The 24,132-nt window shown below is 36.7% G+C and carries 20 protein-coding genes; 7 read left to right on the top strand and 13 right to left on the bottom strand.

Features of this window, described 5'->3' with window-relative positions:
• The first annotated feature begins 211 nt into the window (after nucleotides 1–211).
• The 3 genes from H4J62_RS13955 to H4J62_RS13945 are packed head-to-tail and all read left to right on the top strand — an operon-like array spanning nucleotide 212 to nucleotide 4,989.
• Entirely contained in the window at nucleotides 212–2,146 is a 1,935-nt protein-coding gene (locus H4J62_RS13955) for a PrkA family serine protein kinase (protein ID WP_182216320.1), read from the top strand.
• 45 nt (nucleotides 2,147–2,191) lie between these two features.
• Nucleotides 2,192–3,469, top strand: a complete 1,278-nt coding sequence (locus H4J62_RS13950) for a YeaH/YhbH family protein (protein ID WP_182216322.1) — start codon at nucleotides 2,192–2,194, stop codon at nucleotides 3,467–3,469.
• Nucleotides 3,470–3,495: 26 nt separating this feature from the next.
• The gene (locus H4J62_RS13945; RefSeq protein WP_182216324.1) at nucleotides 3,496–4,989 is read left to right on the top strand and encodes a SpoVR family protein; all 1,494 of its coding nucleotides are present in this window, start codon (nucleotides 3,496–3,498) and stop codon (nucleotides 4,987–4,989) included.
• Between the two features lie 61 nt (nucleotides 4,990–5,050).
• On the opposite strand, the gene fadR is transcribed toward H4J62_RS13945, so the two are convergent.
• The gene (fadR, locus tag H4J62_RS13940) at nucleotides 5,051–5,761 is read right to left on the bottom strand and encodes a fatty acid metabolism transcriptional regulator FadR (RefSeq protein WP_182216326.1); all 711 of its coding nucleotides are present in this window, start codon (nucleotides 5,759–5,761) and stop codon (nucleotides 5,051–5,053) included.
• A gap of 817 nt (nucleotides 5,762–6,578) precedes the next feature.
• On the opposite strand from fadR, the gene nhaB reads away from it, so the two are divergent.
• The 3 genes from nhaB (at nucleotide 6,579) to H4J62_RS13925 (ending at nucleotide 9,762) form a co-directional block, all read left to right on the top strand.
• Nucleotides 6,579–8,153, top strand: coding sequence for a sodium/proton antiporter NhaB (gene nhaB, locus H4J62_RS13935; RefSeq protein ID WP_182216328.1), 1,575 nt, complete (start codon nucleotides 6,579–6,581; stop codon nucleotides 8,151–8,153).
• A gap of 225 nt (nucleotides 8,154–8,378) precedes the next feature.
• The gene (dsbB, locus tag H4J62_RS13930) at nucleotides 8,379–8,897 is read left to right on the top strand and encodes a disulfide bond formation protein DsbB (protein ID WP_182216330.1); all 519 of its coding nucleotides are present in this window, start codon (nucleotides 8,379–8,381) and stop codon (nucleotides 8,895–8,897) included.
• Nucleotides 8,898–9,045: 148 nt separating this feature from the next.
• Entirely contained in the window at nucleotides 9,046–9,762 is a 717-nt protein-coding gene (locus H4J62_RS13925) for a ZIP family metal transporter (RefSeq protein WP_182216331.1), read from the top strand.
• 93 nt (nucleotides 9,763–9,855) lie between these two features.
• Here the strand turns inward: H4J62_RS13925 and H4J62_RS13920 are convergent, their stop codons facing one another.
• The 3 genes from H4J62_RS13920 to H4J62_RS13910 form a co-directional block, all read right to left on the bottom strand.
• The gene (locus H4J62_RS13920; protein ID WP_182216333.1) at nucleotides 9,856–11,232 is read right to left on the bottom strand and encodes a DASS family sodium-coupled anion symporter; all 1,377 of its coding nucleotides are present in this window, start codon (nucleotides 11,230–11,232) and stop codon (nucleotides 9,856–9,858) included.
• Nucleotides 11,233–11,277: 45 nt separating this feature from the next.
• Entirely contained in the window at nucleotides 11,278–12,291 is a 1,014-nt protein-coding gene (gene nagZ / locus H4J62_RS13915; RefSeq protein ID WP_182216335.1) for a beta-N-acetylhexosaminidase, read from the bottom strand.
• Between the two features lie 161 nt (nucleotides 12,292–12,452).
• Entirely contained in the window at nucleotides 12,453–13,073 is a 621-nt protein-coding gene (locus tag H4J62_RS13910) for a TetR/AcrR family transcriptional regulator (RefSeq protein WP_070376448.1), read from the bottom strand.
• 741 nt (nucleotides 13,074–13,814) lie between these two features.
• Between H4J62_RS13910 and H4J62_RS13905 the strand changes: the two genes are divergently transcribed.
• Nucleotides 13,815–15,656, top strand: a complete 1,842-nt coding sequence (locus H4J62_RS13905) for a M2 family metallopeptidase (RefSeq protein ID WP_182216336.1) — start codon at nucleotides 13,815–13,817, stop codon at nucleotides 15,654–15,656.
• Between the two features lie 89 nt (nucleotides 15,657–15,745).
• Here the strand turns inward: H4J62_RS13905 and H4J62_RS13900 are convergent, their stop codons facing one another.
• The 9 genes from H4J62_RS13900 to H4J62_RS13860 form a co-directional block, all read right to left on the bottom strand.
• Nucleotides 15,746–16,468, bottom strand: coding sequence for a hypothetical protein (locus tag H4J62_RS13900; protein WP_182216338.1), 723 nt, complete (start codon nucleotides 16,466–16,468; stop codon nucleotides 15,746–15,748).
• Nucleotides 16,469–16,779: 311 nt separating this feature from the next.
• Nucleotides 16,780–17,700 carry a hypothetical protein gene (locus tag H4J62_RS13895; RefSeq protein ID WP_182216340.1) on the bottom strand — a complete coding sequence of 307 codons (921 nt, stop codon included), beginning with the start codon at nucleotides 17,698–17,700 and terminating at the stop codon, nucleotides 16,780–16,782.
• A gap of 63 nt (nucleotides 17,701–17,763) precedes the next feature.
• Nucleotides 17,764–18,411 carry a hypothetical protein gene (locus H4J62_RS13890; RefSeq protein WP_070376444.1) on the bottom strand — a complete coding sequence of 216 codons (648 nt, stop codon included), beginning with the start codon at nucleotides 18,409–18,411 and terminating at the stop codon, nucleotides 17,764–17,766.
• An 87-nt stretch (nucleotides 18,412–18,498) separates the two neighbouring features.
• Nucleotides 18,499–18,963, bottom strand: coding sequence for a hypothetical protein (locus H4J62_RS13885; RefSeq protein WP_182216342.1), 465 nt, complete (start codon nucleotides 18,961–18,963; stop codon nucleotides 18,499–18,501).
• A 21-nt stretch (nucleotides 18,964–18,984) separates the two neighbouring features.
• Nucleotides 18,985–19,257 (bottom strand): DnaJ domain-containing protein, encoded by a 273-nt coding sequence (locus tag H4J62_RS13880; protein ID WP_070376442.1) that lies wholly within the window; start codon nucleotides 19,255–19,257, stop codon nucleotides 18,985–18,987.
• Nucleotides 19,258–19,461: 204 nt separating this feature from the next.
• A complete protein-coding gene (locus H4J62_RS13875; RefSeq protein WP_182216343.1) occupies nucleotides 19,462–19,899 on the bottom strand; it encodes a group 1 truncated hemoglobin in 438 nt (145 codons plus the stop codon).
• Entirely contained in the window at nucleotides 19,899–20,720 is an 822-nt protein-coding gene (locus H4J62_RS13870; protein ID WP_182216345.1) for a DUF3034 family protein, read from the bottom strand. Before H4J62_RS13870 ends, H4J62_RS13875 begins: the two co-directional genes overlap by 1 nt.
• On the bottom strand, nucleotides 20,704–23,031 hold the full coding sequence (locus H4J62_RS13865; RefSeq protein ID WP_182216347.1) for an EAL domain-containing protein: 2,328 nt from the start codon (nucleotides 23,029–23,031) through the stop codon (nucleotides 20,704–20,706). Before H4J62_RS13865 ends, H4J62_RS13870 begins: the two co-directional genes overlap by 17 nt.
• Complete coding sequence (locus H4J62_RS13860) at nucleotides 23,021–23,680, bottom strand: methylamine utilization protein (protein ID WP_182216349.1); 660 nt, start codon at nucleotides 23,678–23,680, stop codon at nucleotides 23,021–23,023. Before H4J62_RS13860 ends, H4J62_RS13865 begins: the two co-directional genes overlap by 11 nt.
• Nucleotides 23,681–24,132: the final 452 nt, after the last annotated feature.

Here is a 24,132-nt window from a genome sequence, read left to right as displayed (position 1 = left end):
TTGCTTACAAAAAAATCTCTAATTATTCTCAACCTTAAAAAATACCGTCTAGACTTAATGGTAGACATATTCGTTTCAATGCAAAGTTTAGTGTCTTGTTGGGGCGAATATCGATAGTTTCTCGGTCTTATTTGAATGAGTTAAACAATATCGACTTTGTACTACGGTAAGTTTTTACTCATCTGCAAATTTTTTCCTTATGGAGGCAGTTATGAGTATTTTTCAGCATTATCAATCACGTTACGATGAAGCTAAAGAAGAGAACTTTAGTATTCAAGCATTTTTAGCTATTTGTCAAAAAGACAAACTTGCTTACGCCACCGCTTCTGAGCGCTTATTGAAGGCCATTGGCGAGCCTGAAATGATAGACACCTCAAATGAACCTACCTTAAGCCGTATATTTTCTAATCGGGTAATTGCTCGCTATCCTGCCTTTAAGGAATTTTATGGCATGGAAGAAGCTATAGAGCAGATTGTTGCCTACCTTAAGCATGCTTCACAAGGACTGGAAGAACAGAAACAAATACTCTATTTATTAGGGCCTGTGGGTGGAGGAAAATCATCATTAGCTGAAAAATTAAAAGCATTAATGCAGCAAGAGCCTATCTATGTGCTCAGTGCTAATGGCATAAGAAGCCCGGTAAATGACCACCCTTTTTGTTTATTCGACGCAAATGCAGATGGTAAGATATTAAAAAAAGAATATAAAATACCAGAACGTTATTTAAAGACCATTATGTCGCCTTGGGTGGCTAAAAGGCTGCATGAATATCAAGGTGATATTGCAAAATTTGAGGTGGTTAAGTTATATCCTTCAATTCTTGATCAAATAGCCATTGCAAAAACAGAGCCTGGCGACGATAACAATCAAGATATTTCAGCCCTGGTTGGTAAAGTTGATATTCGACAGTTAGAGCACTTTTCACAAAATGATCCTGATGCCTATAGCTATTCAGGCGCATTGTGTCGAGCGAATCAAGGCATGATGGAATTTGTCGAAATGTTCAAAGCCCCCATTAAAGTATTACATCCGTTGTTAACAGCAACACAAGAAGGTAACTATAATCCAACAGAAGGATTATCAGCCCTGCCCTTTAATGGCATTTTGCTTGCGCATTCTAATGAGTCAGAATGGCAAACCTTTAGAAATAACAAAAACAACGAAGCCTTTTTAGACCGCGTTTATATGGTCAAAGTCCCTTACTGCATGCGTGTTTCTGAAGAAGTAAAAATTTATAAAAAATTACTCGAAAACAGTGAATTAAAAAATGCACATTGTGCCCCAGATACGTTAGAAACCTTAGCGCAGTTTTCTGTACTATCACGTTTAAAAGATCCCGAGAACTCTAGTATTTATTCTAAAATGCGCGTTTATGACGGCGAAAGCTTAAAAGACACCGACCCAAAAGCTAAGTCGTATCAAGAATACCGTGATTATGCGGGCATGGATGAAGGTATGTCTGGGCTATCAACACGTTTTGCTTTTAAAATATTATCACGCGTTTTTAATTTTGATCATTTAGAAGTTGCCGCAAATCCAGTACATTTATTTTATGTACTCGAGCAACAAATTGAACGAGAGCAATTACCCCAAGAAACAGCCGAGCGATATTTAGAGTTCATTAAAGGTTACTTGTCAGCTCAATACATAGAATTTATTGGCAAGGAAATTCAAACGGCTTATTTAGAGTCTTATTCTGAATATGGACAAAATATCTTTGATCGCTATGTCACTTATGCTGATTTTTGGATACAAGACCAAGAGTATCGCGATGCTGAAACTGGACAGCTTTTCGACCGAGAAGCCTTAAATAATGAATTAGAAAAAGTAGAAAAGCCTGCTGGCATTAGTAACCCTAAAGATTTTCGTAATGAAATTGTCAATTTTGTATTACGTGCTAAAGCCAATAACAACGGTAAGAACCCCAACTGGACAAGTTACGAAAAACTGCGCACGGTTATTGAGAAAAAAATGTTCTCGAATACTGAAGATTTATTACCCGTTATTTCGTTTAACACTAAAACATCAAATGACGACCAGCAAAAACATGACGATTTTATAGAACGCATGATGAGTAAAGGTTATACAAAAAAACAAGTGCGGTTACTGTCAGAGTGGTATTTACGGGTAAGAAAGTCTTCTTAACTTGTACTTTATTGTTTTAAAAAGCCAATAAAGTAGGAGGATAATATGGCGAATTTTATTGATAGACGTTTAAATAGCAAAAACAAAAGCACGGTTAATCGCCAGCGCTTTATTAAACGCTATAAAAGCCAAATAAAGAAATCCGTTGAACAAGCGATTAATAAACGCAGTGTTACTGATGTTGATCGTGGTGAAGACATTACCATCACCAAAAAAGATTTATCTGAACCTGTTTTTCATCAGGGCAAAGGGGGTGTTAAAGATAGAGTTCACCCGGGTAATGACCAATTTTCAACCGGCGATCAAATCAAACGCCCTCCACAACAGCAAGGACAAGGTAGCGGTAAAGGTGATGCCAGTAACACTGGTGAGGGAGATGATGATTTTATTTTTTCTATTTCTAAAGATGAATATTTGAACTTACTTTTTGAAGATCTTGAATTGCCAAATTTAGAAAAGAACCAATTGGATACGTTAATTGATTATAAAACTGTTCGCTCGGGTTATTGTGCTGAAGGCGTCCCCTCAAATATAGATATTGTAAAATCGCTACAGGGATCAATAGCAAGACGTATTGCTATGACATCAACCAAGCGTAAAGAGTTAAAACTCCTTGAACTCGCCTTAGCGGCATTAATGGCTGATAAACATGATCATGTCCAAAAAATTAAAGACCTAAACAATCAGATCGACATGCTTAAAGGTAAAATCAGTAAAGTCCCTTTCATTGACACCTTTGATTTACGTTTTAGAAACTATGCAAAACAAGCCCTACCTACATCAAAGGCGGTGATGTTCTGTTTAATGGATGTTTCTGGCTCTATGGACCAAGCCACTAAAGATATTGCCAAACGATTTTATCTCTTATTGTATTTATTTCTCACCCGCACCTATAAAACGATTGATGTGGTCTATATTCGACACCACACGCAAGCAAAAGAGGTTGATGAAGAAGAGTTTTTTTATTCGCAAGAAACCGGCGGCACTATTGCTTCAAGTGCATTAGATTTAATGATTAAAATAATGGATGAGCGTTATAAGGAAAGCGAATGGAATATTTACGCCGCGCAGGCCTCTGATGGAGATAACTGGGCCGATGATTCTCCTCGTTGTCAAAAATTACTCACAGAGCATATTCTACCTAAAGCACGCTACTTTAGTTACATTGAAATATCACAACGACCTCATCAAACACTTTGGCAGCAATATCAAGAAATTGCAGCATATACAGAACATTTTGCAATACAACATATTAAAAGCATTGAAGATATTTATCCTGTTTTTAGAAAGCTTTTCAAGAAAAATCAGAGTAAAGCAGCCTAAGTTAATAACGGCAAAGGAGGCAAATAATGGACAAACGTAAACCCTTAAGTGACCAGTGTGACTGGAACTTTGATTTACTTGATCAATATCAAACTGAAATTGCACGGGTTGCAAAGCATTATCGATTGGAGACTTACGCCAACCAAATTGAAGTGATCACCGCAGAGCAAATGATGGATGCATACGCTAGTGTCGGTATGCCTATTGGATATAACCATTGGACATTTGGTAAAAAATTTATTCAAACAGAGCAAAACTATAAACGTGGTCAAATGGGATTAGCCTACGAAATTGTTATCAATTCTGATCCTTGTATTTCATATTTAATGGAAGAGAATTCTATGACCATGCAAGCACTCGTTATGGCACATGCTTGTTACGGACATAATTCTTTTTTTAAAGGTAATTATTTATTCCAAACCTGGACTGATGCGAGCTCAATAATTGACTACTTATTGTTTGCTAAAAACTACATTAGCGAATGTGAACAAAAATTTGGCATTAGTGAGGTTGAATCATGCTTAGATGCTTGTCATGCATTAATGAATCACGGTGTTGACCGCTACAAACGTCCACAAAAGATATCATTAGAGGAAGAGTTACAACGTCAAAATGACCGTGAAGCATATTTACAATCGCAGGTGAATACATTATGGCGAACATTACCGAAAAACAAAGATGATGCTAAGGATAAGAAACCGACATTTCCAAATGAACCGCAAGAAAACATTTTATATTTCATTGAAAAATATGCGCCCTTACTAAAACCATGGCAAAGAGAAATTGTACGCATTGTTCGAAAAATCTCGCAATACTTTTATCCGCAAAAACAAACACAAGTCATGAACGAGGGCTGGGCCTGCTTTTGGCATTACACACTGCTAAACCATTTATATGATGAAGGTCTAGTCACCGATAAGTTCATGATGGAATTTTTACATAACCATACCAATGTTGTCGCACAACCCAATTACAACAGTCCTCATTATTCTGGTATTAATCCTTATGCGTTAGGCTTTAATATGTTTATAGATATTAGAAGAATATGTGAACACCCAACAGAAGAAGATAAACGATGGTTTCCAGAAATAGCCAATAGTAATTGGTTAGATACTTTACATTTTGCCATGAAAAATTTCAAAGATGAAAGCTTCATTAGTCAATATTTATCACCAAAACTAATGCGCGATTTCAAGTTATTTTATTTACACGATGATGAAAAAGAAAATTTTATTGACGTGGCAGCTATTCACAATGAAAGTGGCTACAAAAAAGTAAGAAGCGCGTTATCTGAACAGTATAATTTGAGTAATCTAGAGGTTAATATTCAGGTAACAAATGCTGATGTTGATGGTGACCGATCGCTAACATTGAAATATACACCACACCAAAATGTTCCGCTAGACGATTCAAAAGATGAAGTGATGAAACATTTATATACCTTATGGCAATTTGACGTGCGGTTAGTACAGAACAATGAAGAGGAGGATGAAGAAGTTATTGCACAATATCCAGAATGAGAGAGCAGTGAAGATAATTAAAAGGCAAGTTAACCCTTGCCTTTTAATCACTATAGATAATTTATTCAGATAGCTCTTTTAATACGTCATCTTTAAGTTCTAGCCAAAGCTTACCTGACTCGATACCATATTTACGTACGGCAAATATAGACTCATCAAACTTATCTTCGCTAGCTAATTCAATTAATTTCTTATAATAGACTCGAGATATCTCACGACCTTTAGGATGAGAAAAATATAAAGTACCTAGACGAGAATATAAGCCTCTAAAGCCATTTAAGATTAATAAATAGATAGAATTTCCAGAGGCAACCACCAACTCTTTATTTAATCGATAATCAAACTCGGCAAAGGCTTCTCCGTTATCTTCTACATCTTCATAAGCTTTAATGAGCTCAATCACTTTTTCAGCATTATTTTTAATCGCGCCACGAATATAAATGGCGCTAATATTTGTCCGAGCTGACATTAAATTGTCAACCAGATCAGGTATGCCTTCTTGATCGAGTTGAGCCAAGGTTTCAAGAATATTTAAACTAGAGGTTTCCCAAAAGTTATTCACTTTGGTGGGTTTACCGTGCTTAATAGTCAACCAGCCATCTCGTGCTAAGCGCTGTAAAACTTCACGTAATGTTGTACGCGTAACACCAATGAGTTCAGATAACTCTCGTTCAGCCGGAAGTATAGAACCGGGGGGGAAACCACCGTTCCAAATAGACTCAACAATATATTGCTCTGCAAACCCTGCTGGGCTATGTGCTTTGATAACCATACTGCTCCACACAATATCTTAATCTTAAAATTTTAACTGATTGTACCAGAACATCTATTTGGCACAAGCGGATAAATTCGACGTTACTGTCAACGTTGGTCACTTATGTGGATACTCAGTGGCAACCTCACACTATATTTTGTGAAAAACAACAGAGTTAACCCCTGTTTATTAGCGGCTGTAGAGAGATAAGCCTTTAATTTATGAATAATAAATAATTTTATTTGTAGATAAAGTCAGTAAGTCAAAATGAAATTTACTATTTTATTTTTAAGTCAATACTGAACTAGCGTCTAAAAAACTATTAATATTTAAAGCTAATGCCTAATAAGAAGCGATGAGTTAAGTCACGAAAGCACCCCCTAATAAATTTTTATCTTATTAAAGTACTTATTATGCATAAACATCGATTAACTCAATAATTTAGCAATATTAACATGCTATATTCTGCGAAATAGCATGACAAATCTAGAATTAGCTTACTCATTGTGAATTTATAGCTCAATCGATGGTGTTTAACGCGGGGCTAAAGTGTGTATTTATAAAGGCAATATTTAATTTAATACTGCAGAGTCGAAGCATTTCAAGCAAAACGGCAATTCAATAAATATCACTGCGGCTAAGTTATTAAATAATATAAAGGACTCATGCCTTATATTCTCAGAAGAAAAGGCCACGATTACGCTATAAAGATAGATTATTTACAAGCTTTTCAATGGTACTTAAACTACTATGCATTTTTTATCAAAATAACAGAAACAAGATCCATTCAAGGCGAGACACAATTCGTCATATACTTAAAATAAACAGGTCAATTATGCAACAATCCTTCATGAGTGCATTTTATAAAAACTTTCTTGGCAACTCGCCTGAGTGGTACAAGCTGGCAATTATCTCATTCTTAGTGATTAACCCTATCCTCTTTTTCTATGTTGACCCCTATATTGCAGGTTGGGCATTAGTCATAGAGTTTATATTCACTTTAGCAATGGCATTAAAATGTTACCCGCTGCAACCCGGCGGTTTATTAACGATTGAAGCTATTGCCATAGGGATGACTTCACCCGCTCATGTAAAACATGAATTAATGATTAACTTCGAAGTACTTCTGCTGCTGATTTTTATGGTTGCTGGAATATATTTCATGAAGAGTTTGTTGCTCTTTTTGTTCACGAAAATAGTCACTAAGATCCGTTCAAAAATAGTGGTGTCATTATTATTCTGTTTTTCAGGGGCATTTTTATCAGCATTTTTAGATGCATTAACCGTCATTGCGGTAATAATCAGCGTTGGCCTAGGTTTTTATTCTGTCTATCATAAAGCTGCCTCTATAGGTGAAGACCATCCCCATGACAATCCCGATGATGATGATATAAAAAGCGATTTACAAAGCTTTAGAGGATATTTACGTAACCTATTGATGCACGCAGGTGTTGGTACAGCTTTAGGTGGTGTATGCACTATCGTGGGCGAACCACAAAATTTGATTATTGGTCAGCAAGCCGGTTGGGATTTCATTGAATTCACCATTCGGATGTCACCCGTTACTATTCCTGTATTTGTTTCAGGTTTAATCACATGTGCTTTATTAGAAAAGTTCAAATGGTTTGGTTATGGTTTTGCCCTGCCAGAAAATGTTTATCAAATATTACGTGACTTCGACATTGAAGAAAGTAAAAAACGCAATAAAAGTGATAATGTAAAATTAGTCGTGCAAGGATTAATCGCCGTTTGGTTGATTGTTGGTTTAGCATTACATTTAGCGCCAGTTGGCTTAATTGGTTTATCCGTTATTATACTTGCAACGGTTTTCACAGGTGTAACTGAAGAACATCAAATTGGTCATGCTTTTGAAGAAGCATTACCTTTTACCGCGCTATTAGTGGTTTTTTTGTCCATCGTTGCCGTTATTGTTGACCAACAATTATTTACGCCCGTCATCACTTGGGTATTAACTTTTGAAGGTAACATGCAATTAGTCATGTTTTATTTAGCTAATGGCCTATTATCTATGGTCAGTGACAACGTATTTGTTGGCACGGTATACATTACTGAAATTGAAAAAGCACTTTCTTCAGGAATAATAAGCCGTGACCAATTTGATTTACTTGCTGTTGCTATTAACACAGGCACTAACTTGCCGAGTGTTGCTACGCCAAATGGCCAAGCTGCGTTTTTATTCCTATTAACTTCAGCGCTTGCTCCCTTAGTTAGATTGTCATATGGCCGTATGGTTATTATGGCTTTCCCTTATACTATCGTATTGACCATTATTGGTTTACTTGCTATTTCTTCAGGTCATTTGGAGCAATCGACACAAGATTTTTATGAATCGGGTTTAATTCAGCATCACATGACTGAAGGTGGGGCGTCATCTTCACAAGAACACTAAAGTTAACATATAGTAGTTTTACTGTTAACTTGTATCAATAAAGCGCCCTTATGGCGCTTTATTTATACTAATGATAAAAGTCATTTTTGTGCAACAAACTAAGTGCTAGCAACTATCACGCTAATGTCACTATCACATCAATTTAAGTGTCAATATGTGATGATGTCTATAGTTAACTAGATAACAATCTAAAATAACAACATTGAACATGATTAAGGAAAACTTTTGAAATTTTTAAGTGATTTATCGGTAAACACTCGCGCTTGGCAATTACTTAGCCTAACCGTTTTTGGTTTAGAATTATCGGCTCTTTATTTTCAATACGTAATGGGCTTAGCTCCTTGCATTATGTGTATTTACCAACGTACAGCACTATGGGGAATATTCTTTGCTGGCATAGTTGGCAGCATGGGCAATAAAAATACTCTCTTACGCTCAGTCGCATTGACACTCTGGGGTGTTAGCGCTATATGGGGGTTATTGATTGCCATTGAGCACGTTGAAATTCAATCAGCTACATTATCATTTCTCTATAGTTGTGAGTTTGTACCTAACTTCCCAAGTTGGGCCCCTTTACACAAATGGTTACCTTCTTTGTTTGAAGCAACAGGAGATTGTGGTGACATAAATTGGCAATTCTTCGGTTATACTATGCCACAAATGATGATTGTTGTTTTTGGTGGTTTTACTGCTGCGCTAGTGGTAATTGTATTAGCTCAACTGATCAATAAAAAATCACTGTGATCATTTAAAATGTCGATTTACTCGCTGCTTTTAATAAAGGGTCACAGAACACAGTAGTCAAATTATAAGGCCTTTAATGGCCTAACTAATCTCATTGTATTAAACAATAGCCTCACAATGGGGCACTTACTGCTTAAGTGATAAAATCATGTCTATATTACTCACTGTTATCGTATCAACATTTCTTGCTGGTTTGGCTATGCCACTTGGTGCTGCCCTTGCCTGCTTCGAAAAAATTGGCAATGACTGGCTTGAACAAGAGCTCAGACATAGCGTTATGGCTTTTGGTGGCGGAGCGCTGTTGTCGGCAGTTGCCTTAGTATTAGTACCTGAAGGAATGGGAAATCTTGATATATTACCCGCATGCATTTGGTTTATTGTTGGCGGGCTTAGCTTTATGGCACTAGATATTTATCTTAAAAAAATAGATACACCTGCCAGTCAACTAGCAGCAATGCTTGCTGATTTCATTCCAGAATCAATAGCACTTGGAGCAGCATTCGCAACAGGAAGTAGTAGTGCATATTTGCTAGCTGGTTTAATTGCCTTACAAAACTTACCTGAAGGATTTAGCGCTTATCGTGAGTTAAGTGCATCTTCAAGTTATAAACCGCAAAAAATTATCATGGTCTTTGCTTTAATGGCAATACTTGGGCCTATCGCCGCAGTTTCTGGCTATTTATGGCTATCTGAGTCCCCCAAGATTATTGGCGCGGTTATGCTTTTCGCTTCAGGCGGAATTCTTTATTCAATATTTCAAGATTTGGCACCACAAGTAAAATTAGAAAATCATTGGGCTCCACCGATGGGCGCTGTGTTAGGCTTTACTCTTGGCATGTTGGGGCTAATGTTAACGGCAGCATAAATCATAATGGCGTTATAATAGAAGCATAATTTGCCATTACATTTATGCTAGGTAATTAAGATAAAGGGGCTAAAATTTAGCCCCTTATTTTTGTTATAACAAAAATAAATAGCAAACAATTGCTATTAAACAAGACAAGATAAAACTTAATATTGCCCCTTCTTTCACCATATCTTTAATTTCAAGTTCACCAGTACCATAAGCAATTGCATTAGGCGCAGTAGCAACAGGCAGCATAAAAGCGCAACTCGCGCACATAGCGGCGGGCACCATTAATACCATAGGATCGTAACCAGCAGAGGTGGCAACGACAGCCAAAATAGGCATAAGTAAGGTTGCTGTCGCGGTGTTACTGGTAATTTCTGTGAGGTAAGTAACCACTAAACAAATTGTCAGTATCATCACAATTACCGGTAAATTAGCCAACGAAGACAGCCATTCGCCTAGTATCTGGCTTAAACCTGATTCAACAAACCCTTTAGCAATGGCAATACCGCCAGCAAATAACAGCAACATTCCCCAGGGTATTGATTTAGCAGTGTCCCAATCAAGCAGGCGCGAGCCCTTACCATTAGGGATTAAAAACATTAACACCACGGCAAATAAAGCGACGGTGCTGTCACCCGCAATTTGAACATTTAATAGGTCACTCCAGCCACCAAAGGGCTCTGAGCGAGTGATCCATGCGAGTGCTGTAAGGCCAAAAACCCACAGTGTTCTTTTTTCTTCACTTCGCCATTCGCCTTGCGCGGGTAACTTTATTTCATGGTCGAGTTTTACCTTTCTTGTTAGCCAGAATGCCATAATAGGTAAAGCGATTAACACTATCGGGACGCCTATTTTCATCCATGATAAAAACCCAAATTCTCGGCCAGTATTTTCTTCATATATGCCCATAAAAATAACATTGGGTGGTGTACCAATAGGGGTACCAATACCGCCAACCGACGCAGCATAGGCAATACCTAAAATTAAAGCGACTTTAAGTTCTTTGTTATCTACATGAGTAAGTATAGCTAATGCAATCGGCAGCATAATTAACGTCGTTGCGGTATTTGAAATCCACATACTTAATAAAGCAGACGCTAACATAAAACCAAAGACTAATCGCCGCCCACTTGATACGCCAACTAACTTAACCATGTAAACAGCAAGTCTTTGGTGTGCTCCACTTTTCTCTATCGCTTTAGAGAGCATAAATGCCCCCATTAACAATAAAATAACGTGACTACCTAATGATGAAGCTACTGTTTTATGATCAACAACCCCCAATAATGGCAGCAAAGCGAAAGGGACTAAAGATGTAGCAGGAATGGGGATCGCTTCACTAACCCACCAAATAACGGTGAGTAATGTTATTGCCGCCGCAGTTGCGGGTTTTTCTGCTAACCCTAACCAAAGTAGCAAAAAGTAAAAACCAAAGGCTAGTGCGGGTGCTAAGACAATAAAACTTTGTTTAGTTAACTTCATTTAACTCTCTATTTTTATTATTTTTAAGAGGACGATAAAATTATTTTATAAGTATTCGGCTAATGCTTGTCGAGCATGTTGCCAATGAGTATTCGCCTTTAACTCACTGAGCCCACTCGTAGACGTTTTCAATAAACGTAATAAGCGCTGATTACTTTTTTCATCAATAGTGATATTGGCATGGTCAATGACATCTATACAGCTATCTCGGTTATTACACAGTAATAGCATGTCGCAACCTGCTTGTTGGGCTGCTTCAGCACGTTCAACATAACCACCAACACATGCAGCACCTTCCATCGATAAATCATCACTGAAAATAACGCCACTAAAACCAAGTTGCTTACGCAAAATATCTTTGAGCCAGTAAGGAGAAAAACCGACAGCTTCGCGGTCAACGTCAGGGAAAATAACGTGGGCAGGCATTAATGCATCGACCTTATTGCTATTAATTAACGTTTTAAAAGGTAACATATCAACAGCGAATATTTCATCACGTGAACGAGAGTCAATAGGTAAAGCAAGGTGAGAATCAGCTTCAACACTGCCATGACCAGGAAAATGCTTACCCGTAGCTTTCATACCAACCAAATGTAAGCCATCGACAAAAGCACTAGCGAGTTGACAAACAATTTCTGGATTTTTATGAAAAGCTCTATCGCCAATAACAGCACTAATATCGTTAATATCAAGAATAGGTGCAAAACTGATATCAATACCGACGGCTTGAACTTCTAATGCCATTAATATCGCACTTTGTTTAGCCAGCTCTTGCGCCACACTAATATTTTCTTCGGCAAAGTGCCAAATCTTACCCATTGCCGGAATAAGAGAGAAGCCATCACGAAATCGCTGAACTCGACCACCTTCATGGTCAACGGCAATAATCAATGGCTTTTTAGCGGCACGGCGGATATCAGCAGTCAATTCTGCTATTTGTTCAGGGGATTCATAATTACGAGTAAATAAAATTAACCCGCCAACAAGAGGATGTTGCAGAAGCTCTTTGTCTTCTGCCGTTAAAGATGTGCCAAGCACATCTAGCATAATAGGACCCATATACACACTTTGAAGATGATAAGTTTTTGATGTTGCTACTTTACCTAAATCAATAGTAATTACAAAGGCTGATATTGATATATAACGGTGATACCTGAAAATTATCGCTGACAGATTGAAGTATCACGGATATATCATATAAAAATGATAAAAGAGTAAGATTAAAGTAAAGGAGCAGCAACACCTGCGGCGACATAAGGGATAACTTGTTTAATCACGCCGGCAATGTCCATATTACGATCAAAATCACTTTTAGCGATATCAATTAAAGCATCACTCGAAGACATGGTAAAAACCACTGTGCCCATAGTGAAGTGCAAACGCCAAAACATTTCTTCAGCAGTAAGCTCTGGATAAGCTTTTTGCACCGCTTTAACAAAGTTATTAATAACGCCTGGGTATTGTGTCGTTAAGAACCAACGCAAAAAGCCTTGGCTATCGCTATAACCTCGTCCTAATAATTGTAAAAAATTACTGGTACCATTTTCTTTAAATTCATTTAATGATAACAAGGGTTCAATAAAAGCTGAAAACACTTCAAGTAAGGTTAAATCATCTTGTTCGCATATATTCACTAGCGATAATTCTAAACGAGGTGAAAGCTCGTTCATATAACGAGACATTACTGATTTTATTAACTCTTTTTTAGAGCCAAAATGGTAATTTACTGCGGCTAAATTAACTTCTGCTTGGCTAGTAATTTCTCTTAATGACGTACCATTAAAACCTTGCGTTGCGAATAATTTTTCTGCTGCATCTAAAATTTTGTTTTTTGTACTCATGTGCCAACGGTACCTCTTACCTGCGCCCTAAATGAAAATATTCATCATTAATTAAGCCTAGTTTAAACAAGCGTTTGAAATAACGCAACAATGAATATACAAATCAATAAATTTACATTTAAATTCAACAAGATAGCCTTTGTTTTGGTATAGCCACCTCCTCTATTACCTATTCACAGCCAGATGAATATGGCAACGATCACAATACAGACCAAACGTTGTTATATTCGTAAAAAACGCAACGTAGGCCTTTACGTTTTATTGAAGAGAATATTGAAGCGCACAAAGTACTGGAGATGACGATCAGTTCAGTCCAAGAATAAAAGTTAAGCCCTAGCATTAAATTCTACGCTTATAAGCCTAATTTAACCTTAATCACATTCGCTAAGGTTAAGTTTTACACACTGAAAGTAAAGAGCATAATATGGCGATATAAAGCACTCAACGTAAAAGTGTTTAGTGCTTTTTATCGAAACAACTAAAACGTTTAGATACGTTGATACTTCCCTACTGGTTTATCTGATTTAATCTACATCGGTTATCTTTAATCTCGACTTTTATTTAACGTTAATCGCGTTAACGTTTGCCCGTTAATTACCTAGTAAGATAATGGTCAAACTTACTTAATCACAGAGTATTGTAAAAGTTTGATCAGTTTTTGCGGTCAAAGCTTTAAGCTGACTAGACAATTTTATATACTGGCGATTCATTATCTATTAATAATAAAAATATAAGACTGTTATGATAAAACTATTCAAACAAACAAGCGTAGCCTTGTGTGTATTGGCCTCACTTACTGCATGTAATGATGAAAATTCTACACAAACTGAGCAAGCACAAACGCAAGTAGCTCCAGCATTAACAGCAAAAGATGCGAATGTATTTCTTAACGCTACCGAAAAAGAATTAATCGCTCTAGGTATTGAGGGGAGCCGCGCCGAATGGATTTATTCAAATTTTATTACCGATGATACAGCCGCCCTATCTGCGGCAGCAAACCAAAAATCAACAGAAGCTGGCGTTCGTTTCGCTATGGCAGCGGCTAAATTTGACGATGTCGATGTTACAGAGACACAACGTAGAAAATTAAATACCTTAAAGCAAAGCTTAGTTATGCCAGCGCCACAAGATTCTGAAAAGTCAGCTGAACTGGCAAAAATTGGCTCTGAACTTGGCGGCATGTACGGTAAAGGAACATACACAACCCAAGCTGGAAAAAAATTAAGCTTGGGTGAAATGACTTCGACGATGGCAACATCACGTGATTACGACGAATTGCTAGAAATGTGGCAAGGCTGGCGAACAATTAGTCCAGAGATGAAACCTTTATTTGTTCGTCAATCTGAATTAGGCAATGAGGGTGCACAAGGGCTAGGCTACAAAGACTTAGGCGCCATGTGGCGTTCAAACTACGATATGCCTGCTGACGATTTCGCTAAAGAACTTGACCGTTTATGGGGACAAGTAAAGCCTTTGTACGATGACCTTCACTGCTATGTTCGCAGCGAACTAGGCAAAACCTATGGAGAAGATAAGGTAGCACAAGACCAACCTATTCCCGCTCATTTGTTGGGTAATATGTGGGCACAATCATGGGGGAATATCTATGAGTTAGTTGCTCCTGAAAATGCAGATCCAGGTTATGATGTTACCGAGCAGTTAGCTGCAAATAACTATGACGAAATTAAAATGGTTGCAGGGGCTGAAACCTTTTTTACATCTTTAGGGTTCGAAGCATTACCTGAAACATTCTGGACGCGATCATTATTTACTAAACCAGCAGACCGCGATGTTGTTTGTCATGCTTCCGCTTGGGATCTTGATGCAAAAGATGATATTCGCATTAAAATGTGTATTCAAAAAACCGGCGAAGAGTTCAACGTTATTCACCACGAACTTGGTCATAATTTCTATCAGCGCGCTTACCAAGATCAACCCGTTTATTTTCAAAATAGTGCCAACGATGGTTTTCATGAAGCGATTGGTGACACCATTGCACTTTCAGTAACACCTAAATACTTGAAAGAAATTGGCTTAATCGACACTATCCCTGACGAATCAAAAGATATTGGTTTATTAATGAAAATGGCGTTAGAGAAAATAGCCTTTATCCCCTTTGGCTTAATGGTTGATCAATGGCGTTGGAAAGTCTATTCAGGAGAAATTACACCAGAGAATTACAATACAGCTTGGTGGGAATTACGTCAAAAGTATCAAGGTATTGCTGCACCCGTAGCTCGTGAAGTTGATGCATTTGACCCCGGTGCGAAATACCATGTGCCTGGTGGCGTACCTTACAGTCGATATTTCTTAGCGCATATTCAACAATTTGAGTTTCATAAAGCGCTTTGTGAAATATCAGGTAATACCGATCCCATTCATCGCTGTTCAATTTACAACTCTAAGGCTGCCGGTAAAGCACTTAATACCGTGTTAGAAATGGGCTCTAGTCAGCCTTGGCAAGAAGCTTATAAAGTGTTGACTGGGAGTAAACAAATGGACGCAACCGCAGTACTCGATTACTTTGCTCCTTTACAAGTCTGGTTAAAAGAGAAGAACAAAGGCAAGCAATGTGGTTTCTAATCTTTTAATGCCATTATAATTTTTTATGACAAAAGCCTGATAATTGACTTATCAGGCTTTTTTATTGGGGAGAATGGGAACTAAAATAATTACTTAAAGTATTGGATGACTTCATAGGTAACATTTAACAACGTCGCTTGCTTGATTTTTATTTCAGCGCCTTTGAAATTAAATAGGATATGCGCACCTTGTTTATTTTCTATAGAAAAATCTTGGCTAAAAGTCGCTTTAGCCATGTTTGCTGAGTATTCAGCATAGTTAAAGTTAATTTTACCGTTTGATAATCCTTTATAAGAGAGTGTTTTTCTGAAATAGCCTTTCTCAGGGGTCTTACTGTTATCGCTAAAAATATTATAAGGGATATTTAAAGTAACACCTTCATCGCCAGCAAAAGTTCCCAATTCAAAATACCCATCTTTGTTTTCATCAAATAAACAAAATTTAACCAAACCATCATCATATTCAGCGTCATTAAAACAAGCGGCATTGCCTCCTGAGCGACTCATGCCTAACAAGGTGGTTTTTCCTTTGCTTAATCCTGGGTGTTCATCGTAAATAAACTTAATATGAGTAAGTAAACTAACAGACTGCGTTTTTTTTTCTAAGTAGCTACCTGACACTTTAGTTAATAAGTTATCACCTATGTCTACTGTAAATTCATCGGCTAACTCAGGGCTGTTCTTTTTAGCATTAACCACTATCGCGTCACTAGACAAGTTCTGATAAACAGGTAAAGAAGAACAAGCACTCACTATTACACTACCAGCAACCCAACAAACAACAGGTAAAAAACGCCTCTTTATTCTATTCATCCATAACCCTTTATCCAAAAATAATAATATGATGAGTAAGGTAGCTTAAACCTAAACTTTACGTCAACCAATCTGTACAAGTAATTGCCTTAGATATATTTTATCAACACAGAAAGTAATATTTCAAACGACAGGTCTAAACTTAATAAAGGGAAGGTTTAATTGTATTAACAAAAACTAAAAAAAACGCTAATAATGAATAGCATTAAAAATTTTTATCTGGAGTTGAGTTATCACAAAGAAATAACCGCACTAGTGCACGATTATTTAACAAGTTATCGCTTACTTTTAAGTATTGGTTAATACTTTTATTATTGCCCTTCGGGTCTTAAATAAGCTAAATCATCTTCATCGTCAGCATGAAAGTCATAGCCACCGTCAAAGTCGCCATTGAGCTCATTAGCAACAGTGATAGGCAGTTCTAATATCTCCTGAATATAAATAGAGAGATTTTCCTGTTGATCAATAATGCCCTTAAGTTCAGTGAACGTTAATAACTTTATATCTTGCAGGTAACCTTTAGTTAAAACTGATAATTGTTCAGTAAAACTGGCAATACAAGTATCGACTTTAGTCAGTAGGGCCTGTTTATCTGTTTTGGTCAGGTAAGTATTCAACTGCTCGTACAAACTTGTAGTAAAAACTTTTTTATCACTATCAATAAGTAATAATGCAATGGCGGTGTTTAGAAATTTTTGTAATTCAAACAACAATACCTCTTCATCATCGTCAACAAGTAAACTGGTTGCACAATAATCTGCGGCAATGCTTTTATAAACTTGTAATAACTTGGCACTTTTATACCCTTCATTAACTAACGCTGTATGCATTACTCTGATATCAGTTGTATCATTGATGGCTAAAGCGTAACGGCGAATAGATATTTCTTCGAAGTATGAAGGGGATATTGTTTTTAGTTGAGCATACTTTGCCCAGCCTGCCCTAAAGCAATAAACAACACCTTGGCTTTTTAAAATTTCTTTTGCCTTATCTGTGTCGTTATCACAAAGGTCTAACAAACCTAAATTGCTCATTCCCAGAACAATTTCACAGCCTTTTTTAATTTGATCAGCATAAATTATTGATAGATTATCAGACGCTATTCTCAAAGACATATCAGATAACTGTTGCTTGGTTTTATGCATAAATTCAGGCGTAAAAAAACCTTCACTTTCGCCGTCTCTTAATACTAAAAGTAAAAACGGATAATTTCTTAACTCTGCAATGTTCATTGATGAATTCCAATCAATTAAAGCGGTTATTATAAGCTAAATAAATACGGTGGCAGTTTAGCGTTAAAGAGGCGCAAACATATCGTCGGTATCCATTTCTACAGCAGTCACTCTTTGTTTATTTGCATTTTGCTTTAATGCATTCTCTATATTATCGAGTGTGCCATTGGTACTAACCGTCATTACTTCACGATAAGCTTCTTCGCTTAAGGATTTTATTTTCATTAATAATTCTTCAATACTACCAGAGGTTTGCTCTTCATCTTCTTCAATTTCTGAAAAATCATGGCCGATGAATGGTAAAGACAAGTATAAAAGACCAAAGTCGTCTTCAACTATCGCCGTTAATACTTCTCGTTGTTTTTCTTCATCATCAGAAGAAAGAAATATTTGCGTTAACAAACTATGCGCTTCTGTTTGTGCACAAAAGACGTGGTCTTCATCAATATTTTGCCAGTAAGATGGTTCAACATTTAAGAGTTGTTTTATTGACTCAGCATCCATTAACCATGTGGCAATAGAGGGAATGGTGGCATCGTGCTCTCTGACAATTTTTGCTACCGTTAAAATATCCATCTCGGTTAACACTGCCAGCATTTTTTCGTCGCCGTGCTCAGAGGCAATAGCCTCTAATGAAGTGCCTGCACGTCTACCGCTGTGTTGTGCTTGTTCTATAATATCGCTAGCTAGAATTAATGCATTTTTTGTCAAGTTGATTCCTTAAAACTTATATTTATTTGTCGATTATTTCGGTTTTTAATGGTGAGTTAAACTTAATTACACTCTTATTGATTAAGCTTAGTAGTTCTCATCATAATCATTAGATTCATCGTCATCATCGACTTGAGCGTAATCATCTTCTTCGGCTTTTAAGGGCGTTGCATCATAACCATTATAGAAATGAATCAGCAAAACAGCTTTTTTCAAGTCGTCTTCAGCATGCGCCATTATTTCAGTAATACATGCTCGAGCATCAGCATGAACGCCGACAAAAGGCTTAACGTCAGCCCACTCTGGTTCATCATTAAGCTCGATTGCCGATAAATTTTTACTATCGATTCTTACCTTAGTTGAGATAGCCATCGCCAACTGATCAACCATGCCATTAAATAATAAAGGCATTTGCTTTAATTGTTCAAACAAATTTGATAAATAATTTGATAATAGATCAGGATTTTCTGGATCCGATAATGAATTCATATTCTCTAAATACATAGAGAAATCATCCGTTAAATATTCGGGTAAGTTAGTTTGGGATTGCATACAAATCTCCTAGTAAAAAGGCTAATTCTGCGCTTGATTAAAAGCACTTTGCCAAAAAGAATCAGCAATTTCTCGCGGATCGGTTATTACCGTATAGTTACTTTTTAAATATAATGACCGTTTTTTTGGATCAGAAATAACATCATATGCTTTTTGAATAAGTTGAAACTTTTCTTTGGCTTCAACATTATCATTTCTATCTGGGTGATATTTATTGGCAAGTTTTCGATAAGCTTTTTTAATTTCGATGGTGGTTGACACCCTACTCACGCCTAACTGTTCAAAATAATCCATAAAATTTCAACTACCTTTAGCAAGACAACATAAAAATGACTGTTGACACAATTGGCGCAATTTTACCTTCGCTATTACATAATTAACATCATTATGTTTGCTTATTTTTCTTTTATATTAAGGTATAGAGGTAATCGATTAAAACTAAATGCAAATAATGTTGTTAGGGCTAGCTTAAGCAACAGATAGAAACAGTTGCCGACTTTACATTTTTATTATCTCTGGTCTCAAAACAGCTAATTTAACCAATATTTTATTTTGGGACTGATAAGAGATATCAACATCTTCCATCGCCTCTATTAACAACTCTACCACACGATTAAAATCAGCTTCATTGATATTCATACCGGTATGAATATCAATCATGCTATCGCCATTATACTTACAGGGACCATTAACCACACCACACAGATGGTTGATAAAACCGTGCTTGAAATGTTTGACGCTCGATTTGGCAAAATAAGGCAGTATTGCTTTATCCTTGACAATTCTTTTTACAAAAGCATCAACAAGTTGTTCTATCCCTTGATGACCGCCAATATCTTGATAAAGTTCATCACTTGGTATTAAATTCTTACTACTACAGCCAAGGCAAAGTTGCAGGACTAGGACAATAAAAAAACCGTTAACATATTTAATCATTAATAAGATCCCGACAAAGATAAATACCAACCCTTTTGATCGGCTAATGCAGCTATAGTGCCTAAATTAAGATAGGCGAGAGTAACGTTCAAATGTTTGTTTGGGAACCAAGCAACAAAAACATCTTGCCAGTCGTCTTCTCCAAGACCTAAATTGTCTGGTTTATGGCGATATTCAGTGCCAATCGCCAAGTGTTTATTCATTAATACGGCTACTGACATTTCGGTTTGTAATGCACCATTACCTTTTGGGCCACTAAAACCGAGTAACCCCATTTCATTTGCTTTTGTGTAACGAGCAGTGGCATTCCATAACACGTTATAGCCGGCCAACAAACCTAAATGAAGCTTGCTCGCTGCTAAATAAATATCGGTACCTGTGTCATCTTTCGCGCCTAATGAAAAAGCAACATCGGCAGTTGATAGTGATTTATGCTGTATACCTACTGATAATTGTGGCCAAGTGCTATAAACCAAGTCACCGTACAAACGTACTTTAAGACCTAAAATTTTTTGAGATAAGGTTAATGATAATGGGTCGACCTGAAAATTTTGCTTAGCAAATGAAAACTCGACACGGTCATAAAAATTAATTTGCCCTCCGCAGCTATTTAATTGAAAGTCTTTCACGTTAGCCTGCGAACAAAAGGCAGAAAAGGCTATTTCGTCTTCCGTTGCATAACCCGCTAATTGCGCCCAAGGCACTAGACCACCGCCTCCTGAGCCCTCGACTTGAGAAACACCAGGGGTTGCTAATATTTTACCATTAGCGAAGCTAGTCAAAGGTAAAAGGAGTAATATAAGGCTAAAGAGGCGATTCATAAGTTTTATACCATTCTATAAATTTTTCAGCGCTAACAGGTCTTGATAAATAGTAACCTTGTGCATAGTCACACTGAAAGTCATTTAATAACATTAAGCTTTCTTTGTTTTCAACACCTTCAGCGACCACACTCAGCCCAAGTTTATGACCAAGAGAGATAGTTGAGGCAACAATATCTTGATCTTTCTGGCATTGTTCTAACTTTAAAATGAAGGTTTTGTCAATTTTCAATTCATCGACGGGTAAACTTTTTAACTTAGCTAATGAAGATTGACCAATACCATAATCGTCGACTGAAATCAGAAAACCTAATGATTTTAGGTGAGATAAACGCGCAACGACTAATGCTTCGTTTTCGGCAATATCTCTCTCTGTTAATTCCAAAGTGATTTGCGATGTTGACACTTCGTGATTATTTACTGTGTTAAGTAAATAATCAACAAATTGCTCATTTTGAATATCTTGTGCGGATAAGTTAATCGCTACCTTAAAACGGTAGCCCATCTTATTCCATTGTTCAGTTTGTTGAATAACTTGGAGGATCACCCAGCGTGTTAAGGATACAATCAAACCGGCCTTTTCAGCTAAATCAATAAACAATTCTGGGTTTACAAAGTTACCTTCTTTATTTATCCAACGAATTAACGCTTCAAGTTTATCAATTTTACCGGTATTCATATTTAATTTTGGCTGATAATTCATGAAAAGTGGACTTACTTCACACTCAAGTGCCTCTTTTAACTCTTCTATTAAGCGCAACTTATAAAGGTAAGCCTCATCTTCTCCATCTTGATAAAATCGCAATAAGACCTGGTCTTGATAAGCTGAAGCAACTGCCATGGTTGATCGCCTGATCAATCGCTCCGCATCGACGCCATGCTCTATAGAGTTGGCGACACCAAAATAAAGTGATAAATTAATTTTAATATCATCAAGCCAAAAAGGACGATTAAGTTCACTCTGCAGCAATTCGATAAAATGTTTTATTTCATTGGTTTTCTGTATAGGAACAGCCAATAAAAATTCATCTGAATTAGTGCGCGCAGCAATAATATCGTGCTCTAAGTTATGATTTGATTTTTCAATATAGACTAAAATACGGGCAGCAATTTCTTTTAAAATATTATCACCATTAGTCAATCCTATGGTGTCATTAAGTGCTTTAAAGGCTTTAATATTAAAAGTAATCACCACTAAGTGAATATCTTTATTAAAGTAGTCAGCTACTTTCGTTAATGTTTTATGGCGGTTGTATAAGCCAGTTAATATATCGCGCTCTGCCTGATAAACAATTGACTGCTCACGATTCTCAATAGCCGCGCCCATCAATGAAAATCCTTGATAAAGTTCGCTAAATTCAACAGGCAAACGGTTGGCCAATTTAGGCACATTAAGTTCACCGCGGCCAATTTTTTTCGTGACTTCCATTAAAATATGTAACGGCGTAGATAAGCCTCGAGATAACAGGCGAGAAAAGGTGATAGCAATAACGATGACAATCACCGCTATTATCAACATAGAAAAAATCAGCCGATTAAAATCACTTTGAATTTGTGTTAAAGGCGCAGACAAGGTTGCTTTTATATCTTTAGAACCACCGAAGTTGATGGTTTTGTGGAAGTAATCTGCTCGTGTTAGCAATAAGTTTGGCGACTGTTGTTTAGTGCCTTGTAACAATTGTTTTATAATGTCTTCACGTTCGATACTTGACTCAATCAGTTGATTGTTTTGCACTAATGTTAAGTCTAAAGCGATGAGGTCTTTCAGTTTTAATAGTGCAACTTGGTCAAATTCAAAGCCAATCACGGTGTAAGCAATAACTCTTGGCGCCTTAACCGGGACAACAATAACTTGGTAAACTTTATTTTCGATACTTAGAATTTGAGCATGAACCTCCCTAAAAGGAAGTTTAGTAATATTTGCTTGAATTGTTTTTTCATCGAATGAGTGTAATGAACTGGTCGTCGATAACTTACCTTCTAAGTCTAGAATCAACATCAAATCAGCATTGATACGTTTACCGTGATTAAAGAGAACACTCTCCACAGTGTTTTTGTCGCGAGTCGCTACCGCTTGTTTAAAACCAAAGTCTGCGGCTAAAACACTGGCGGTAGTCGTTAACACTCGCTCTTGCGACCTTAATGTTTGGTCGAGTACGTTTTGAGCAAAATACATTTGGCGTTCGATTTGGTTTTCGGCATAATCAGCAAACCTAAACCAATTACTCCCCGTTAAAATAATTACGGTTAATAAAATTAAACTGGTTAATAGCCAAGTAATTTGTGCTTTAAAACTAAATCTAGTGTTCATGGAAAGCTAACTCTTCAAAACTGCCTCTTGCTTGAGGTGCATTTACGCTTATGGTGATAAAAATTTCATTGTTATCAATCATTTTTTGATCAACGGTTAACAGGTTATGTTTTGTTAAACCTACAGTGCTATTAGGATGCCAAATTTTTAACTGGGTATCTAACGCTAATGGTTGCGTTAACAAGACCTCTCCGTTGGTATCACTTAAGTAGGCATTATTTTCATCTGAAACATAAATATAGCCGACCATAGCATCATGGATATTGCAGCCCATGACGACAAGACCTTTATCTTCGAAACGAACCGGGCTTTTAGGCTTACCTGAATACAATTTTAATTCAAATGTTTTAGCTAGCGAAAAAGAATAAACATGATGTCTAATATCATCTTTATTGGGAAAGCTAACCTGACTGTTAACCGGCACAACTAAAACATGAGGGGAAAATTGTTTGTTTATTTGATCCATCACGTAGATACGATCATCGATTGATTGATTTATAACGGGTTGAGGTATGACATATTCAATAACAGCATCGGGCAGAGGATCATTATTTTGATCAACAACTTTTATAAGTGTTTGGCTAAAAGCAGTTTCAAGGAATACCACTGAACAGAAAGATATAACCATAAACAATCGAAACGTAAACATTATCATGATGACCTTAAATGATTTTTTTTCGGTTTTAAATAATACCTGTACATATGACAAGAGTCTAATTTTATTAAAGTAATATTCAATCCCACTCCATTGTTAACGGTGTAATAACTTATATTTAACGATAATAGTAAAGTTAAAAGACTTAGCGCTTTACCTGCTAAGCATCAGTAAAAAGAATCGTTGCCAATAGTTTAATGAGTCGATGTAAAAATGAACAATATCCTTTGCACAAGTATAAATATAAATATAAATAAAAGAGCATTAGGGGATCACTTGGGAAATAATCATAAGCTATAGCAAATAAGCTACAGTAAAATAAGGGGATCACTTGGGGAGTAATCATAAGCTATAGCAAAATAAGCGAGTTACTTAGCTATAGCTTGTCTGGTGATTTTTACTTACACAGTTGCAACACAAACGTCTAAAGATTATTGGCCGTTTAA

The sequence above is a fragment of the Colwellia sp. BRX8-5 genome (assembly GCF_014077325.1).
Classification (GTDB): Bacteria; Pseudomonadota; Gammaproteobacteria; order Enterobacterales; family Alteromonadaceae; genus Colwellia_A.
Note: the sequence above shows the minus strand (reverse complement) of the source record. Positions and strands in the feature narration are given on the sequence as shown.